The organism is Nonomuraea sp. NPDC001699, from assembly GCF_053596455.1.
Map to the genome: position 1 here is coordinate 166,470 of NZ_JBSFGF010000013.1, position 16,419 is coordinate 182,888.

The following is a 16,419-nucleotide window of genomic DNA, read 5'->3' on the forward strand; positions in this document are numbered from 1 at the left end:
GTCACTTCGCGGCCGAGCGGCCGGCGTCGGCGGGCCGCAGGTCGACGAGGCCGTTGGCGAACACGTTCAACGGGTCGTAGCGGCGCTTCAGCTCCACCAGCCGGTCGTACTTGGGGCCGTAGATCTCGCGGGCGCCGCCCTCGTCCTCCTGCTCGGAGGTGAAGTTGACGTAGCTGCCGTTCTCCCACTCCGAGACGGCGGCCGAGAACCGCTTGACCCACGCCACCAGCTCCGCCCGCTCGTCCGGGTGCTCCCAGTCGGCGCCGATGTTGCCCGCCCAGCGGGAGTGGATGCCCGAGGTGGAGTCGTTGGCGTGGTCGCGCGGGGTGAGCCGGCCGGCGATCAGCTCGAACGGGCACATCGTCTGGTGCGTGATGAACGAGCTGGAGTTGAGCGAACGCCCGGGGTAGGCGTCGACGTGCTCGATGGCCAGGTCGAGCAGCTCGTCGGGGAGCTCGCCGAAGGCGACGTGCCGCCAGTAGTGCGCGATGCCGTAGCGGAACTCGTCGTCGGTGGCGTGTTGCAGCGTCACGTGCGGGATGGAGCGGACCGTCCGGTAGATCGGCTCGCCGGTCCGGAACATCGGCGCGCTGAGCGCCGGTTCGTCGGCCGGGTCGCCGTAGGTGACGGTCGCCACCGAGACGATCGGCTCGCCGCGGTGTTCGCGCGGCAGTTGCGACCAGTACTCCGGGCTGCGGTAGAGCCGCACGTACGTGCCGACGTTGTCCGGCATCGCCGGGCCCTGCTCGCGGAACAGCCGCAGCACCTCCTTGCGCGCCCGCGCCGGGTAGAGGGCCAGGCGCACGGTCGCCAGGCCGGGGAGGTCGACGTAATCGAAGACGAACTCGGTCGCGATCCCGAAGTTGTGCCCGGCGCCCTTGAGCGCCCAGAACAGGTCGGGGTCGCTGTCGGCGTCGACGCGGCGCACCTGGCCGTCGGCGGTGACGAGTTCCACCTCGCGCAGGAAGTCGACGGTGGAGCCGAACATGCGCGACAGGTAGCCCATGCCGCCGCCGAGGGTGAGACCGGCGACGCCGGTGTGGGAGACGACGCCGGCCGGCAGCGCGATGTCGTACGGCTCGGCCGCGCGGTCCACGTCCCCCCAGCGGCAGCCGGCGCCCACGGTGATCGTCCGCGCCTGCGTGTCGATGGAGACCGAGCGCATCAGGCCGGTGTCGATCAGCACGCTGCCGTCCGCGACGCTGGTCCCGGCGAGGTTGTGCCCGCCGCCCCGGACGGTCAGCGGGAAGGCGTTCTCGACGCACCAGCGCAGCGCGTCCGCGACGTCGGCCGTGCGGGTGCAGCGCACGATCGCCGCCGGACGCCGGTCGATGTCGGCGTTCCAGACGCGGCGCAGCGACTCGTACCCCGGCCGGCCCGGGTACACCACGTCGCAGGCGACGGCGGAGGCCAGGCCGTTCAGGACCTCGGGTTCGTGCATGTGGTGCCTTCTCCTTCACTGGCGAGGGTTGAACTGGGGAGGTCGAGGGAGTCGAGGAGCGCGCGCAGCTCGGTGAGCGACTCGCCGAGGAACACGCGCAGTTCCGGGCCGCGGCCGCGCAGCTCGCCGAGGCCCGGCCAGACGCCGGCGGCGGCGTTGGCCGTGTGCAGGGCCGCGAGCGACCGCAGCGCCGCCAGGTCGGCCCGGGTCATGTCGGGATGGGCCGGCCACCACCGCGGGTCGCCGGGCAGCAGCGACATCTCCGCCCGCGTGCCGCCGACGCCCTCGACGACGAGGTCGATGTCCGGCTGCGCGCGCAGCAGCGTGCCGAGCAGGTGCGGCCAGTCGGTCATCCCCTGGCCGATCGGCATGAGGAACCGGGAGAGCCCCTCCCCGGCGTCGGCGAGGATCGCGTCGCGCAGATGCGTCATGTGGGTGTACGCCGCCACCCGCTCGACGGCCGGTCCGGCGAGCTCGCCGCGGACGGCCAGGTTCGCCGGGTCGAGGCAGACGCCGACCACGTCGTCCCCGACCCGGTCGATCAGGCGCAGGATCTCGAAGGTCGTGATCTCCTCGTGCGTCTCGACGTTGAGCCGCACGCCGTGCTCCCTGAGCACCGGCGCGAGCGCGAGCAGGAAGTCGCCGGTCGCGTCGAGCTGGTCGGCCCAGTCCACGTCGGTGCGGAACCGGTCGAAGGCGAGCAGCCCCGGGTAGTCCTTGAAGCCGCCGGTGGCCGTCCAGGCCTCGGTCCAGCCGTGCTCGGCGCACAGGCGGATCAGCCGTTCCATGCCGGCCAGATAGCTGCCGCCGCCGAGATCCCGCACGCCCGGCAGCTCCGCGGTCATGTACGGGTTGACCTTGCCCAGCCCGAGCTGGACGAACAGGCCGCGGTCCCGGGCCGCGCGCGCGAACGCGCCGATCACGTCCCGGTCGAGGCCGGGGAAGGCTTCGTCGGCCGTGCGCACCAGGATGCCCTCGAACCCGAGCTCCGCCACGGCGTCGAGGGTTGCGAACGGGTCCGCGCCCAGCCGGGAGGAGCCGCCGGAGAACGTGACGTCGGCGCCGATCCGGGTCATCGCGCCGCCTCCGCCCGCTGCCTGCGCAGCTCCCGCCGGCTGCGCTCGTACCCGGGGTCGGGGACGGGCACGGCCTCCAGCAGCGCGCGCGTGTAGCCGGCGCGCGGGCTGTCGTAGATCTCGGCCACGCTGCCGGAGTCGACGACGCGGCCGTGATGGAGCACGACGATGCGGCTGCACAGGTACTTCACGACCGCGAGGTCGTGGGAGACGAAGAGCACGGTCAGGTCGAGCTGCTTCTGCATGTCCTTGAGCAGGTTGAGCACCTGGGCCTGCACCGAGACGTCGAGCGCGGAGACCGGCTCGTCGCACAGCAGCACGCGCGGCCCGACCACCAGCGCGCGCACGATGGCGATGCGCTGCCGCTGGCCGCCGGAGAAGTCCCTCGGATAGCGGCCCAGATGCTCGGCGTCCAGCCCGACCAGGTGCAGCAGGTCGAGGATGCGTTCCATCCGCTGGCGGGCCGAGAAGCCGCCCATGACGAGCATCGGCTCCTCCAGCAGCTGCTTCACGGTCATCCGCGGGTCGAGGCTGGAGTACGGGTCCTGGAAGACCATCTGCACCTCGCGGCGGTAGCGGTGCAGCTCGCCGCGGCCCGGCCGGGCCGGATCGATGCCGTCGTAGCGGATGCTGCCCGAGTCCTCCCGTTCGAGGCCGATCAGGCAGCGGATGATCGTCGACTTGCCCGACCCGGATTCGCCGACGAGGCCGACGATCTCGCCCTCGGCGATCTCGAAGCTCACGTCGTCCAGCGCCTGGTGTGCGCGGCGGCCGGAGCCGAACCGCTTGGAGAGGCCGTCGACCTGGAACAACACTCTGCTCATGCTGTGGGCCCTTCCATCGCCATGAAGTCCTCGACCGTCCGCAGCCGGACGTCCGGGTCGGCGTCGAGGCGGGGGATCGAGCCGATCAGCCCGCGGGTGTACGGGTGTTCCGGGTTCTCGAACAGCTCGTCGACGGGCCGGCACTCCACGAGGCGGCCCCGGTACATCACCGCGACGCGGTGGGCCAGCCCGGCGACGATCGCGAGGTCGTGCGTGATGAACAGCACCGACAGGCTCATCTCGCGCGACATCGCCTCGATGAGGTCGAGCACCTGCTCCTGGACCCGTACGTCCAGGGCCGTCGTCGGCTCGTCGGCGATGAGCAGGCGCGGCTCGGCGACGAGGGCGGCGGCCATCACGACCCGCTGCCGCATGCCGCCGGAGAACTGGCCCGGATAGGCCCTCAGCCGCTCCTCGGCCTTCGGCACGCCGAGCCGGTCGAGCATGTCGGCCGCGCGCCGCAGCGCCTCGCGGCGCGGGACGCCGCGCACGACGAGCGGCTCGGCCACCTGCTGCCCGATCGTCAGGACGGGGTTGAGCGCGGTCATCGGATCCTGGAAGATCATCGAGATCTCGCTCCCGCGGATGCGCCGCATCCGGCGCTCGCCGGCGCCGAGCAGCTCGGTGCCGTCCCACCGGATCGAGCCGTCGTAGCTGAGCGAGCGGTCCAGCTGCAGGACGGCGCGGGCGGTGATCGACTTGCCGGAGCCGGACTCGCCGACCAGCGCGACGCGCTCGCCCGGGCAGATCGACAGGGTGAGCCCGTCGACGACCGTGAGGTCGCCCGTGCCCGCGCCGATGCGCGCCCGTTCGGGCACGCGCACGCTGAGGTTGTCGATGCTGAGCACGGGCCCAGTCGTGGGCCCAGTCGTGGGCCCAGTCGTGGGCACGGTCATCGGGCCCTCCTGGAGGACGGGTCGACGAGGCCGCGCACGGCGTCGCCGACGAGGCCGAAGGCGATGGCGGAGATCGTGATCGCGATGCCGGGGAACAGCGCCACCCACCACGCGCTGGTGATGAACTGCTGTCCCTGGGCGACCAGCGATCCCCAGTCGGGGCTCGGCGGGGGCGCGCCGACGCCGAGGAAGGCCAGGCCCGCCATCATCACGATGGTGCCGGAGATCTCCATGCTCGCCTGGACGTACACCGCGTCCATAGAGTTGGGCAGCGCGTGCCGGAGCATCAGCCGCAGCCGCGAGACCCCGAGCACCTGGGCGGCCTCGACGTACGAACCGCACATCGTCTCGCGCAGGATGCCCCGCACCAGCCGGGCCGTGCCCGGCCAGGAGGCGGCGACCATCGCGATGACGATCGAGGTGAGCGATGGGCCGATCGCGGCGGCCAGGCCGAGGGCGAGCACGAGCGAGGGCACGGACATGAAGATGTCGCACACGCGCATGATCGCTTCGTCGGCCCAACGCGGCAGCAGCGTGGCGACGCTCGCGACGAGAACGCCGACGATCATCGACAGCACCACGATGCCCACGGCCGCCAGCAGCGTCGTCCCCGCGCCGGCGAGGATGCGGGAGAGCACGTCGCGGCCGGCGTCGTCGGTCCCGAGGAGGTGACCGGCGCCGGGGGCCAGGAGCGCCCGCGCCGGGTCGACCTCGTACGGCGAGAACGGCGTGACGAGCGGGCCGACCGCGCCGAACAGCAGCAGCAGCGCGACGGCGACGAACGCGAGGCGGTCGACGAGGGCGACGCGCCGGCCCAGGAGCCGGCGGAACCCGCCGCCGATGCTCCGGCCGACCGTGGCCGTGGACAGTTCGATTCCGGTCATCAGGCGGCTCTCAGATGGTTGGTCCGCACCCGGGGGTCGAGCAGCATCTGCAGCAGATCGACGACCACCGAGGAGACGATGAACACGACGCCGATGATGAGCACGGCGCCGAGCACGGCGAAGGTGTCGTTGTTCACGATCGCCTTGTAGAGGTAGCTGCCGACCCCCGGGAACGAGAACACCGCCTCCACCAGCACGGAGGCGCTGACCATCCAGCCGAACTGCATGCCGAAGAGCGTCAGCGTCGAGCCCATGGCGGAGCGGAGCGCGTGCCGCACGATCACCTGCCCGCGCGGGACGCCCTTCGACACCGCGAAGTCGATGTAGTCGGAGCCCAGAGCGGTGATCATGTTCGACCGCACGTTCCGCGCCAGCGTGGCGACGAACGGAACGCTCAGCGCCAGGGCGGGAAGGACGAGGTGGGCGAGCGAGTCCAGCACGTTGGCGACGTCGCCGAACAGGAGCGAGTCGAGCACGGTGAACCCGGTCACGTCGGGCGGCGCCAGGCCCACGGCGTTGGTGCCGGAGAGCGGGAACCAGCCGAGCAGGAACCCGAGCGTCCAGCGCAGCATGATGGCGAACCAGAAGATCGGGACCCCGCCGGCCAGGACGAGGATGATCCGGGCGGCCACGTCCGCCGCCCGCCCCTGCGAGACCGCCGCGGCGACCCCCAGCGGGACCGCCACCAGCACGGTGATCAACATCCCGGCCAGGACGAGCTGGACGGTGTTGGGGAGCGCCGCGGCCAGGTCGCCGGTCACTCCCTGGTGGGTGTAGGCGGAGGTGCCCAGGTCGCCGGCTGCGGCGCGGGCGAGGTAGGTGCCGTACTGGGCGAACAGGGGCTGGTCGAGTCCCATGGCGTGGCGTACCTGCTCGACCTGCTCGCCAGAGGCGAAGCGGCCCGCGGCCACCCGGGCGGGGTCGCCCGGGATCAGCTTCGTCATGAGGAACACGATCGTCGCGACGCCCCAGGCGGACAGCAACGCCAGCCCGATACGTCGGAGCACGAAGACGAACATCAGCGACCGTCCGGTCACTTCGCCAGCATCAGCTGACTGACGTCGAACGTTGGACTCGTGGGTGTGTACGGGATCTTCGCCACCTTGCCGTTCCTGGCGCCGTTCACCGTCGGCCAGGCGATGTACAGCGCGGCGCGGTCGTCCAGGATCTGCTTCTGCACGCCCACGACGGCCTCGCAGGCCGCGGCCGGGTCCTTGGCGGTGGAGGCCGCCTCAAGAAGGCGGTCGACCTGCGCGTTGTCGTACCGCGAGGGGTTCGTCTGGCCGATCCCCTTGGAGTTCCAGCTACGGTCCAGGACGGCGCCCGCATCCGGGTACGGGGCGAAGTCCCAGGCGATCGCGACGTCCGGGGTCGTGGCCGCGCTGGAGATCAGCTGCATGTACTGGGGGAAGGTCGCCGTCTTGACCTTCACCACGAGCCCGATCTCGCGCAGGCTGTTCTCCAGCAGCGTCCCGGCGAGCTTGAACTCCGGGACGGCCGGGTCGTAGGCGATCGTCACCGTGGCCCCGGCCGCGCCCGCCTCGCCGAGCAGCTGCTTGGCCCGGGCCACGTCCCGGGTCGGCTGCGGACCTTCGTGCACGCAGTCCATGCCCCGGGGGACGACGCTCCTGGCGATCTCCCCGGAGCCCTGCAACGCGGTCTTGATGTGACCCTCGTAGTCGTAGGCGAGCTGGATCGCCTCGCGCACGCGGCGGTCGCCGGTGACCTTGCCCTGCGTGTTCAGCCAGCCCAGGGTCACGCGCGTCGAGGGCATCGAGTAGCCCTCCAGCCCGGACTTGCCGTCGAGCTGCTTGACGTCCAGGGGGGCCAGGCCCCAGCCGAGATCGACGTTGCCGGTGAGGAGCTCGTCCCTGAGCAGGCTGCTCTCGTTGATCATGCGCAGCACGACGTTCTGCGGGCGGCGGTCGTCCATCGCCCAGTACTTGCCGAACCGGGACAGGCTCACCTCCTGGTTCGCTTTGTACCCGCCCAGGGTGTACGGCCCCGACCCCGCGTCGTGCGTGGCCAGCCACTGCTGGGCGTCGTCGGCGCCCTCGTTGCTCCGGACGAGTTTGGAGTCGACGATGTAGAGGTAGCTGAGCCCCGACAGGAAGCTCGCGCTCGGCCGGGTCAGCGAGATCGTCACGTGGGTGTCGTCGACGACCTTGGCGGAGGCGTAGGCGGGGATGAAGGCGTCGCTGCCCGAGGCGAGCTTCTTGGCCCGGTCCAGGGTGTACTTCACGTCCTCGGCCGTGAACGTGTTGCCGGAGTGGAAGACGACGTCGTCGCGGAGCGTGAGGGTGACGGCCGTGGCGTCGGAGTTGAACTCCCAGGCGGTGGCCAGCTTCGGGATCATCTTCGACGCGGAGTCGAATCCGACCAGGCGGTCGTAGAAGGCGTCGATGAAGATGTCGTTGTCGGCGTTCGACGACTGCAGGGGGTCGAGGGTTTCGAGCGAGGCCTGGCCGGCGGCCACGATGGTCTCCGACTTCGTTGCTGCCGTGCCGCCGTTCGCCGTGGGCGCCGACAGCCCGCACGACGCGAGCGCCGGTGCAGCCGTTACGCACAGGGCCGCGAGAATGGCTCGCTTCGTTGCGCGACCTTTCATGTCGGGTTCCTCTCTCAGATGTGCTGGGGGGATGGTGCAGAGGTCTCGACGGAGGACCGGGGGAGGTCCGATCGGGTGGAGAGGGAGCGCCGCGAGACCCACCGGCCGGCGCGGAGCACGTCGCGGGCCGGGGGCGGGTCGGCGACGGCTTCGGCGGCGCCGCGCGCGCCGACCACGACGAGGTCGGCCGGGCCGCCGACGCGCAGGCCGTGGTCCGGCAGGCCCAGCGCGGCCGCCGCGCGGTCGGTCACGAGGCCGAGCGCGAGGTCGAGCTCGGGGTCGGTGAGCAGGCTGTTCCTGTGCGCCACGGTTCGCGCCAGGTCCAGAGGGTCCCCGGAGCCGAACGGCCACCAGCTGTCGCGGATGTTGTCGGTTCCGGAGAAGACGTTGACGCCGTGCCGCACGAGTGCGAGCACGGGCGGGACCGGGCCGGTGGGCCCGTTGGTCATGATCGATATTCGTTGTTCGGCGAGCACGCCGGCGATCTCGCCGAAGTCGCGCTCGCCCAGCCGGCCCAGCCCGTAGGCGTGGCTGAGCGCCACCGAGCCCCGCATCCCGTACGCGGCGACGCGATCGGCGATCGCCCGGTACTCGGCGAGCGCCGCGGGCCCGTCCTCGTGCAGGTGGATGTCGATGCCGGCGTCGTGGCGGGCCGCCAGCGCGAAGACCGCGTCGAGGTGGCCGTCGAGGTCGCCGTCGATGGAGCCGGGGTCCAGCCCGCCGACGACGTCCGCGCCCAGGCGCATGGCCTCCTCCAGCAGGTCCGCCACGCCCGGCGCCGAGACGATCCCGCTCTGCGGGAAGGCGACGATCTGCACGTCCAGGTGGCCGGCGAACGCCTGGCGGAGGCGCAGCATGCGCTCCAGCCCGGCGAGCCCGACGTCCGGGTCGATGTCGACGTGGGCGCGTAACGTGCCGGTGCCGAACTCGACCATCGTGCGGGCGAGGGCGAACGCCCGCTCCTCGGCGGTGTGGACGAGTGCGGCGCGGCGGGCCTTCTCGTCCTCGATGCGCTCCCGGATGCCGCCGCCGGGGACGTGCGGCTGCCAGTCCCCACCGAAGAAGGTCTTGTCCAGGTGGGCGTGACCGTTGACGAACGGCGGGAGGACCAGCCGCCCCCCGAGGTCCTCGGACGGCCCGGTGACAGGGCGGGATCCGGCCGGCCGGATCTCCCGGATGACCGCGTCCGCGATCTCGATGTCGACTGGGCCGCCGTCTCGGAGGCGCCCGTTCCGAAGGGTCGTCTGACTCACGTCGATCCTCTCAGCCCCGGCTGTTGGCATACACAGTCGCAGACGCAATCCCGTTTGTCACGGTTCTTGAGGCCCGTTACGTCGTTGTTGTATACCAAACTGGAGATCGCGGTGAGCTGGGGACTATACGGACCGCGCCCGGCCACGCCTAGAATGGATCTCCTGAGCGCGGAGGTTGAGGGTGTCCATTCCAGAGCAAGAACGACGGGCCGCCGCCGAGGGGGAACCGCTCGACACACTCGGGCCCTCCCTCGACCAGCTGGCCTACGAGTGGGTGCGCGAGCGGATCATCGACGGCACCTACAAACCGGGCGCGCGCATCCGCGAGCGGACGGTCGCCGAAGAGCTCGGCATCTCCCGCATCCCCATCCGCGAGGCGTTCCCGCGGCTGGAGAGCGAGGGGTTCATCCGCAGCGTGCCCCGCCGCGGCGCGGTGGTCGCCTCGCTGACGGTGCGCGACGTGAACGAGCTCTACGACGTGCGCGGCTCGCTGGAGGTGCTCGCCACCCGGCTCGCCGCCGAGCAGTGCGCGCGCGGCACGTCCGCCGAGATCCTCCGGGAGATCCTCGACGAGGCGGAGCGGGCCGTCGACGCCAACGACGGCGTGCTGCTGTCGGCCACCAACTCGCGCTTCCACGCCGCGATCCTGACGCTGTCGGACAACCAGCTGCTGCAGGACCTCATGGCGCCCATCCTCGGACGGGTCAACCGGCTCTTCTACATCGTGCCCGAGAGCGACCAGGTCAACTTCCACCACGAGCACGCCGAGCTCTACCGGGCGATCTCGTCCGGTCAGGCGGAGCTGGCCGCCGCGCTGGCCTTCGCCCACGTGGAGCACAGCCGGCGCGACACGCTGCCGGTCGTGCGGTCACTCCTCGACGGGGCGCCGGAGTCGCCGCCGGGCGCCGCCGCGGAGGCGGCCGGAGCCGGGCGGGCCCGCCTCCGGTCGCGGTGAGGGGCTCGCCGGGAGTGGTACGAGCGAGGGCCGTCCTCCGTCCGGCGGGGGACGGGTCCTCCCTCTGGCCGCGATGACCGCCCTGTGGGAGGAGCCCGGCCCCTGGTGACCGGTCGACAATCGGCAGTGCGGCCTCGGAGACCATCGGGGTGTCCGGTGGCCGCCGCAGATGCAGGACCCGCACCTCGCGTACGCCGCGACCTCACCGCAGGAGTCCATGTTGACCCGTCTTCGTCCCGCACTCACCGCCGCACTGCTGGCCGCCGCCTTCGTGGGGGCAGTGTCCCTGCCGGCCCACGCGACCGGGAGCCAGCCGTGCACCACCGGCCCGAACGGTCCGGCCTGCCATTCGCCCGGCTGGGGAACCAAGTAGGAGGAAGGATCGACCTGCGGCACGCCCGCCGTCTCGTCATCGCCTCGCTGCCGGCCGCCGCCGAGGCGTTCGCCGTCTTCGAGGAGTGCCGGCGCCTCGACGAGAACCCCGCGACGGACCACCCGGCCGGCTGACCCGACGGGGCTGCTTCCCCGGACGGAGAACGTGCGTGGAAGCAGCCTCTCCGGCCCCTCGTCCCGGGCTCCGGAACCCAGTGGGACGGCACGACGATGATCGCGCCTCCTGCTGACGGGCGAGTGCCCCCCTCAGGCGTCCGGCGGGAGGAGGTCGAGCGAGCGGGCCTTGCGCAGCGCACTCACCCGGTCGTGCACGCCGAGCTTGCGGTAGAGGTTCTCCTTGTGCTTGTTCACCGTCGCCTCCTTGATGGTGAGCCGGCGGCCGATGGCGTACGCGGTCAGCCCTTCGTTCAGCAGCGCCAGGACCGCCATCTCCCGCAGGGTGATCCGGTACTCGGCCGGGTCGGCGAGCGCGGGCAGGCGGAAGACGGCCCTCTCGTGCGCCTCGACCGTGTCGAGGAGCGAACGCGCGAGCCCGGCGTATTCGAGGTCCCGTTCGCTGTAGCCGGTGCCGTCGCGGCTCATGATGACGCCGCGGACCTGACCGGGCGGCGAGTCCAATGGCAGGGCGAGCTGGCGGTCGATGCCGATCGCCGCCCGGCCGGCGCGGTAGGCCTCGCTGTTCCACCAGCGGCCGTCGGCGACGTCGTCCATGGCCAGCGGCGTGCGGTCCCCGGTGCGGGCGTAGTGGCGCAGCAGAGGGTGCGCGCGCATGTGGGAACGGATGAGGGCGTCCAGCGGCGCCTGGTGCAGCCAGTCGGGCGAACCGGTCAGCGCGTGCCCGGTGCCCGCCGCCCAGTCCAGGTCGATGAGGACGGCCAGGTCTCCGGGCAGGTCCTTCGTCAGCCGTTCCATCAGCAGGGGCCAGACCCGGACCGGCTCCCTTGTGGTGAGGATGTCCATCGCCAGGTCGTGAATGCGTCGGCCGTCCCCCCTGAACAAAGACGTCATGGACGCATTGTGCATGAACGATTACCATCTGGCACAACGAATGAGAAGTACGCACTTCTTCGTATTCATCGGCATGGCTGACCGGCGGGACAGTGAGGGCGTCCCGTACGAAAGGAGCCCGCATGAAGCGAGGAACGACCCGTCTCGGCGCACGCCTGGCGGGAGCCGCGCTGCTCTTCACGACCACGCTGACGGTGATGACGGCGGCCCCCGCCCACGCCGGCCCCGCCGACGCGATGCGCCGGTGCGCCGGGGGCCAGATCGCCAACCACGACATCCCCCACCTGATCGTCTGGGGCAACGGCGGCGGCGGGGTTCCCGTGGGCCGCGACCCGGGCAACATCATCGACCCGGGTGACGTGTTCCAGATCGTTCCGGATCTGAGTTCACGCGTGGACCCCGACAGCTGGGAGGGCGGGACCGTCGGCCCCGACGGCAACGGGCAGGTCGCGCCGCAGGGATGGCCCTACCCCGGCCTGGCCCAGTACTCGGCCGTGCTGCGCTTCAACAACAACCCCGCAGGCTGGACGAGCGACGGGCGGCAGGCGACCGCGTTCAACCGGTGCACGGTCTTCCAGGACAACGCCCCGGCCAGGTTCTCCTTCGGCGTGAACGACCCCGGCCCCGGCGACAACCGCGGTGCCTGGACCTTCCGCGTGCTGATCTGGAAGGCGTCCGCCCCGGCCACCGGTCCCATGGACAGGTGCAGCCGCAACCTGCCGGCGACCGGGCCTCGGGACCGGGCCGACACCTCCTTGGCGGTCGCCGGCAACGGCAGTTTCGGCAGCTTCCCCGCGGGGGCCACGCCGGGCAACTTCCTGCGGCAGGGGGACGTCCTGCGCCTCGAACCCGACTACGCGAGCCGGGCGCGCATGGACTACTTCTTCGCCGACCACGGTCCCAACGGCACCGACAGACTGGCCGCCGCCTCCGGCTGGCCGTACCCCGATCTGTTCGAGTTCTCGCCCGTCCTGCGCTTCAACAACAACCCGGTCGGGTGGGTGGGCGCTCCCATGCAGGCGACGGCGTTCGGAGGATGCCTGCTCTGGACCGACGCCCTGCCCGTCCGGCTGCTGTTCGGGGTCAACGATCCCGATCTGTCGGACAACTCCGGACAGTGGAACTTCCGGATCCGGATATACGGACGTGACTAGCGCCCCGGCGACGTTCCGAACCAGCCCGGCTTGCCGGAGCGGTCACACCTTGGCGTGCACCCGGCGTGCGGCGACCAAGGAGGCCACGACCAGAGCGGTGAGCACGCTCCAGTACAGGAAGCCGCGGGCGCCGGTCACCAGCAGGTTCTCGGCCAGGTAGACCAGGCCGGGAAGCAGGTACACGGCGGACGCCAGCGCCCAGCGGCCGTCCCGGGCGGCCAGGGTGGCGGCCAGCACCAGCAGCAGGGCCGCCACCTCGACGCCGGCCCGCGCGACGACCCAGACGGGTTCCCAGACCGGCACCTGCGTGAGCTGCAGCGCCCAGGCGCCCAGCGGGACGAGCAGCCACCGGGCCGACCGGGCGGGCATCGTCGCGCCCCACCGTCGGGCCCTCCCGGACCCGCGGCCCGCGTCCGCCCGTCGCACGGCGAGCACCGCCGACGCGGCCGCGACCACCCAGTAGGGCGCGACCGGCGCGAGGTCGCCGTACAGGGGGCCGAGGTCGAGCGCCGGGATGAGCCCCGGGATCACGGGCTGGCTGGTCCACAGCGCGGCGAAGGTCGCGAGGCAGGCCGCGACCCGCATCCAACCCCGCACCAGCGCCACCATCAGGACGATCCCCAGCGCGGTCCACGTCTTGAAGATGAAGTACGGGAGGACGGGAAGCTGCGCGAAGGTCACCAGCGCCACCACCAGCGCGCCGAGGTGCAGGCCGTCGCGCCACGACGGCACTCCGGACGCGCGGGCGGCCAGGACGCGTGCGGTGAACCCGCCGGCGAGCAGATGCAGCGTCTCGCGGAGCGACGGCCGACGGGCCCCGGGCGGGGCCGCCTCCAGCAGCGTGCCGATCAGCTCCTCGCCGTGCTCGGCCCGGTACTCCTTCGGATAGGCGCGCAGAAGGCGGCGGTACCGCTGTTCGAGAACATGGTTCATGTGCTCGGCACCCCGTTCGGCCGCAGGACGAGTGCGGCGGCGCGCTGGAACCGGGCCGCCTGGGCGCGGACGGCGTGCACGCCGTCGTCGGTGATCCGGTAGTAGCGTCGCGGACGCCCGTTGACGGTCTCCTCGCGGTCCAGCCGCACCCAGCCGGTCTCGGAGAGCCGGTCGAGCGCGCTGTACAGCGTGCCGACGGCGAGGTCGACCTCACCGAGCGACTGCGTCCGGGCCCGTTTGATGATCCCGTATCCGTGGAGCGGTTCCTGCATCAAGGCGACGAGGATGAAGTACGTCGCCTCCGTCATACCGATCACGGTTCGACCATATATCGACCGTCGAAGTATGGGGAGGGGATCGGCTGGACAACTGAAGTGATCTACAACGTAAAGGCGCGCTCGCGACGCGCCCGAAGCCGTCCAGCCGCTTCGGGCTCTCCCGCGAGCCGCGATCACCGCCTACGTGGCCTTGGATCACCCTGCAGACTAGGACCAGGGTCCTGGATCGCCTCTGCTGGAACCGTCTCAAGGCAGGAAGAAGTCGGCCGCCCGCGACGGCACGCTGGGATCATGATCACGATACCCGTACGGAACCCTGGTGAGCGCCACGGCGGCGAACGCCGTGGGAGCAGGTGGCCGGTCATCGCCGTAGCCGCGGCGGTGCTGATCGGGATGGCCCCGGCGGCGTCGGCTGCCGGGAATGACGGACCGCTGAGATGGCAGGACTGCGAGAGCGAAGGCGTACCCGCGGGCATGCGGTGCGCTGCGATCGATGTCCCCGTGGACTGGGCGAAACCGCAGGGACGGAAGATCACGCTGGAGCTGGCCCGGTTGCCGGCCACTGAGCCGCCACGCCGGCTCGGCAGCGTCCTGGGCATCTCCAGCGGTTACGGGATCCAGGACCTGACCCGTTCCGCGGCGGATCTCACCGAGCTGCGACGCACGTTCGATCTGGTCGGCCACAACACGCGTACCACCACGTGGATCGCACACATGCCCCAGGCATGCACGCAGCCAGGGGTTTCCCCGCACGATCCGCGCGACGCGAAGGAGCTCGCGGCGCTGGCCGCGGCGATGAACGACGCGTTCGAGGAGTGTCAGAAGGCGGACACGACGGGGCTGTTCGCGCACCTGGATGCTTTGTCGATCGCCAGGGACACCGAGGCGATCCGTAAGGCGCTGGGCGAAGAGCGGCTGAGCTTCATGGCCAGCGGCATCGGCGGGTCCGCGGCCGCCGCTTATGCCCGGTTGTTTCCCCAGCGCATCCGGGCCATGTACCTCGATGGAGTGAACAACCAGACCGAGGGCTGGCCCGCGCAGCGGCTGCTGAGCCTGCCGGTCATGCAGCGGATGTTCACCAGGTTCGCCGACTGGTGCGCGGAGACTCCCGCCTGCGCGCTGCATGGCCAGGACGCCGAGGCGGTGTGGCGCAGGCTCCTGCGGGATGCCGACCGCCATCCGATTTCGGTCACCTCATCCCAGTACGGCAAGGGGAAGCTCACCGGATGGCTGTTGACATCCACCCTCCCCCTCGACCCAGGGCCGGAGAACGCCAGCTGGCTGACCTTCGCGGCCGCGGTGGACAAGGCGCGGAGCGGGGACGGGTCAGGGTTCGCCGATCAGGCGCTCTTCAACGCGCGGTATTCGGCAACGCCCGGGGCACAGGTGATGAGCTGCGGGGACGACCGCGGATACACCAGCTATGCCCAGCTTGAGGACTTCCGCAGGAGAGCGCGGAAGATCGCACCTGAGTACGCGGGAGCGGCCATCGACGCGCTCGGCTGCACAGGCTGGCCACTGCCGGTCGCCAATCCATCCCGCCCGCTGCTCACGCGGGGTCTGCCGCCCTTCCTGGGGGTGGGCACCACGTGGTTCGACCACACCTCGACCAAGAGCTTCACCAACATGATCCCGGGATCGGTGGCCATCGCCTATGACGGACCCGGTCACGTCATGTACCTGTCAGGCAAGAAGTGCCCGATCCGGCACGCCACCAGGTACCTGACCGACCTGACACTTCCAGAACCGGGCACAGTCTGCCCCGCCGAATGATCGACGCTCAGCGCCGGGTCAGGGTGGCGTCGGTGTCCTCGGCTCACGTCTGCACAGCACCTGCCCGTCTCGTCGGCAAGGAGGTCTGAACGAACTCGGCTCGAAATCGTCCGTGACGAGATGTCGTCTCACAGGTCGACCGGCTGCCTGCCGCCCTATCCCCTGACGCCCGGCTCGGCGAGGGGTCACGGTCCGCCGGCGGCGGGGGAGAAGGGGCCGTTCAGGGCCGCCCACTGCAGCAGCATGATGGTCTTGGCGTCGGCGATCTCCCCGTCCCTGATCAGGTCGAGGGCGTGGTCGAAGTCGAGCTCGACGACCTCGATGTCCTCGCCTTCCTCGGCGACCCCGCCACCCTGGGCGGTGCGGGTCGCGGCACTGTACGGCGCGGCGTAGAAGTGCAGTCGTTCGGTGACCGATCCCGGGCTCATGTAGACGGAGAAGACCCGTTCGACCTCGCCGACGGTGTGGCCGGTCTCCTCGGCGGCCTCGCGCCGGATCGCCGCCTCCGGCGCTTCGTCGTCCAGCAGGCCGGCCGCGGTCTCCAGGAGCATCCCGTCGGGATGTCCGTTGACGTAGGCGGGGTAGCGGAACTGCCGGGTCAGCAGGACGGTGCGACGGGCGGGGTCGTAGAGCAGGACGGTCGCGCCGTTGCCGCGGTCGTAGGTCTCCCGCTGCTGGGTGCTCCAGTGGCCGTCGGCGTGCTGGTAGTCGAAGGTGGTGGCACGCAGCACGTACCAGTTGCAGGCCAGCAGCCGCACGTCGCGCACGCGTACCCGGGGGTTGCCGGTCAGGTCGCGTCCCGCCTGGTCCAGGCCGGTACGGCCGCGCCGGTCCGGAACGTCGACCCCCTCCGTCACGACGACCTTCCACTTCGGGCGGACGCGCCTGCCGGGCTGGTCGTCGCCGAGGGCGCGTCCATGCGGACGGCAGGAGGCCGTCGGGC

16 protein-coding genes are annotated in these 16,419 nt (G+C 71.3%); 4 read left to right on the forward strand and 12 right to left on the reverse strand.

Annotation, left to right across the window (positions count from 1 at the left end; genetic code table 11):
* Position 1: 1 nt before the first annotated feature.
* From ACWCSU_RS33290 to ACWCSU_RS33325, 8 genes are read right to left on the reverse strand one after another with little or no spacing between them, the layout of a single operon-like run.
* Positions 2–1,441: an FAD-binding oxidoreductase gene (locus ACWCSU_RS33290; RefSeq protein ID WP_449940259.1), complete on the reverse strand. Its 1,440-nt coding sequence runs from the start codon at positions 1,439–1,441 to the stop codon at positions 2–4.
* Positions 1,420–2,517, reverse strand: a complete 1,098-nt coding sequence (locus ACWCSU_RS33295) for a sugar phosphate isomerase/epimerase family protein (protein WP_449940262.1) — start codon at positions 2,515–2,517, stop codon at positions 1,420–1,422. Before ACWCSU_RS33295 ends, ACWCSU_RS33290 begins: the two co-directional genes overlap by 22 nt.
* Complete coding sequence (locus tag ACWCSU_RS33300; protein ID WP_449940265.1) at positions 2,514–3,341, reverse strand: ATP-binding cassette domain-containing protein; 828 nt, start codon at positions 3,339–3,341, stop codon at positions 2,514–2,516. The genes ACWCSU_RS33295 and ACWCSU_RS33300 overlap by 4 nt, the downstream gene beginning before the upstream one ends.
* The gene (locus ACWCSU_RS33305; RefSeq protein WP_449940268.1) at positions 3,338–4,189 is read right to left on the reverse strand and encodes an ABC transporter ATP-binding protein; all 852 of its coding nucleotides are present in this window, start codon (positions 4,187–4,189) and stop codon (positions 3,338–3,340) included. Before ACWCSU_RS33305 ends, ACWCSU_RS33300 begins: the two co-directional genes overlap by 4 nt.
* A gap of 44 nt (positions 4,190–4,233) precedes the next feature.
* Entirely contained in the window at positions 4,234–5,121 is an 888-nt protein-coding gene (locus ACWCSU_RS33310; protein ID WP_357701847.1) for an ABC transporter permease, read from the reverse strand.
* A complete protein-coding gene (locus tag ACWCSU_RS33315; protein ID WP_449940271.1) occupies positions 5,121–6,158 on the reverse strand; it encodes an ABC transporter permease in 1,038 nt (345 codons plus the stop codon). Before ACWCSU_RS33315 ends, ACWCSU_RS33310 begins: the two co-directional genes overlap by 1 nt.
* Positions 6,155–7,729, reverse strand: a complete 1,575-nt coding sequence (locus ACWCSU_RS33320) for an ABC transporter substrate-binding protein (protein ID WP_449940274.1) — start codon at positions 7,727–7,729, stop codon at positions 6,155–6,157. Before ACWCSU_RS33320 ends, ACWCSU_RS33315 begins: the two co-directional genes overlap by 4 nt.
* 14 nt (positions 7,730–7,743) lie before the next feature.
* Positions 7,744–8,982, reverse strand: coding sequence for an amidohydrolase (locus tag ACWCSU_RS33325; RefSeq protein WP_449940277.1), 1,239 nt, complete (start codon positions 8,980–8,982; stop codon positions 7,744–7,746).
* A 181-nt stretch (positions 8,983–9,163) separates the two neighbouring features.
* On the opposite strand from ACWCSU_RS33325, the gene ACWCSU_RS33330 reads away from it, so the two are divergent.
* Both ACWCSU_RS33330 and ACWCSU_RS33335 read left to right on the forward strand, forming a co-directional pair.
* Positions 9,164–9,937 (forward strand): GntR family transcriptional regulator, encoded by a 774-nt coding sequence (locus ACWCSU_RS33330; RefSeq protein WP_357701855.1) that lies wholly within the window; start codon positions 9,164–9,166, stop codon positions 9,935–9,937.
* Positions 9,938–10,252: 315 nt separating this feature from the next.
* Complete coding sequence (locus ACWCSU_RS33335; protein ID WP_357701857.1) at positions 10,253–10,444, forward strand: hypothetical protein; 192 nt, start codon at positions 10,253–10,255, stop codon at positions 10,442–10,444.
* Positions 10,445–10,576: 132 nt separating this feature from the next.
* Here the strand turns inward: ACWCSU_RS33335 and ACWCSU_RS33340 are convergent, their stop codons facing one another.
* Entirely contained in the window at positions 10,577–11,338 is a 762-nt protein-coding gene (locus tag ACWCSU_RS33340; RefSeq protein WP_364093019.1) for a helix-turn-helix transcriptional regulator, read from the reverse strand.
* A gap of 122 nt (positions 11,339–11,460) precedes the next feature.
* Between ACWCSU_RS33340 and ACWCSU_RS33345 the strand changes: the two genes are divergently transcribed.
* On the forward strand, positions 11,461–12,492 hold the full coding sequence (locus ACWCSU_RS33345; RefSeq protein WP_449940282.1) for a hypothetical protein: 1,032 nt from the start codon (positions 11,461–11,463) through the stop codon (positions 12,490–12,492).
* A gap of 42 nt (positions 12,493–12,534) precedes the next feature.
* Here ACWCSU_RS33345 and ACWCSU_RS33350 read toward each other — a convergent pair whose 3' ends face one another.
* Positions 12,535–13,425, reverse strand: a complete 891-nt coding sequence (locus tag ACWCSU_RS33350) for a hypothetical protein (protein ID WP_449940286.1) — start codon at positions 13,423–13,425, stop codon at positions 12,535–12,537.
* Positions 13,422–13,733, reverse strand: coding sequence for a PadR family transcriptional regulator (locus ACWCSU_RS33355; RefSeq protein ID WP_449940436.1), 312 nt, complete (start codon positions 13,731–13,733; stop codon positions 13,422–13,424). The genes ACWCSU_RS33350 and ACWCSU_RS33355 overlap by 4 nt, the downstream gene beginning before the upstream one ends.
* Before the next feature lie 261 nt (positions 13,734–13,994).
* Between ACWCSU_RS33355 and ACWCSU_RS33360 the strand changes: the two genes are divergently transcribed.
* On the forward strand, positions 13,995–15,476 hold the full coding sequence (locus ACWCSU_RS33360; RefSeq protein WP_449940288.1) for an alpha/beta fold hydrolase: 1,482 nt from the start codon (positions 13,995–13,997) through the stop codon (positions 15,474–15,476).
* Between the two features lie 185 nt (positions 15,477–15,661).
* On the opposite strand, the gene ACWCSU_RS33365 is transcribed toward ACWCSU_RS33360, so the two are convergent.
* Positions 15,662–16,333: an NUDIX domain-containing protein gene (locus ACWCSU_RS33365; RefSeq protein ID WP_449940290.1), complete on the reverse strand. Its 672-nt coding sequence runs from the start codon at positions 16,331–16,333 to the stop codon at positions 15,662–15,664.
* Between the last annotated feature and the right edge of the window lie 86 nt (positions 16,334–16,419).

What these genes read in the sequence shown, in the direction of transcription:
- ACWCSU_RS33360 (WP_449940288.1), top strand. Translation starts at nt 13,995, where the DNA reads ATGATCACGATACCCGTACGGAACCCTGGTGAGCGCCACGGCGGCGAA.
- ACWCSU_RS33295 (WP_449940262.1), bottom strand. Translation starts at nt 2,517, where the DNA reads ATGACCCGGATCGGCGCCGACGTCACGTTCTCCGGCGGCTCCTCCCGG.
- ACWCSU_RS33345 (WP_449940282.1), top strand. Translation starts at nt 11,461, where the DNA reads ATGAAGCGAGGAACGACCCGTCTCGGCGCACGCCTGGCGGGAGCCGCG.
- ACWCSU_RS33350 (WP_449940286.1), bottom strand. Translation starts at nt 13,425, where the DNA reads ATGAACCATGTTCTCGAACAGCGGTACCGCCGCCTTCTGCGCGCCTAT.
- ACWCSU_RS33320 (WP_449940274.1), bottom strand. Translation starts at nt 7,729, where the DNA reads ATGAAAGGTCGCGCAACGAAGCGAGCCATTCTCGCGGCCCTGTGCGTA.
- ACWCSU_RS33310 (WP_357701847.1), bottom strand. Translation starts at nt 5,121, where the DNA reads ATGACCGGAATCGAACTGTCCACGGCCACGGTCGGCCGGAGCATCGGC.
- ACWCSU_RS33290 (WP_449940259.1), bottom strand. Translation starts at nt 1,441, where the DNA reads ATGCACGAACCCGAGGTCCTGAACGGCCTGGCCTCCGCCGTCGCCTGC.
- ACWCSU_RS33355 (WP_449940436.1), bottom strand. Translation starts at nt 13,733, where the DNA reads ATGACGGAGGCGACGTACTTCATCCTCGTCGCCTTGATGCAGGAACCG.
- ACWCSU_RS33340 (WP_364093019.1), bottom strand. Translation starts at nt 11,338, where the DNA reads ATGACGTCTTTGTTCAGGGGGGACGGCCGACGCATTCACGACCTGGCG.
- ACWCSU_RS33300 (WP_449940265.1), bottom strand. Translation starts at nt 3,341, where the DNA reads ATGAGCAGAGTGTTGTTCCAGGTCGACGGCCTCTCCAAGCGGTTCGGC.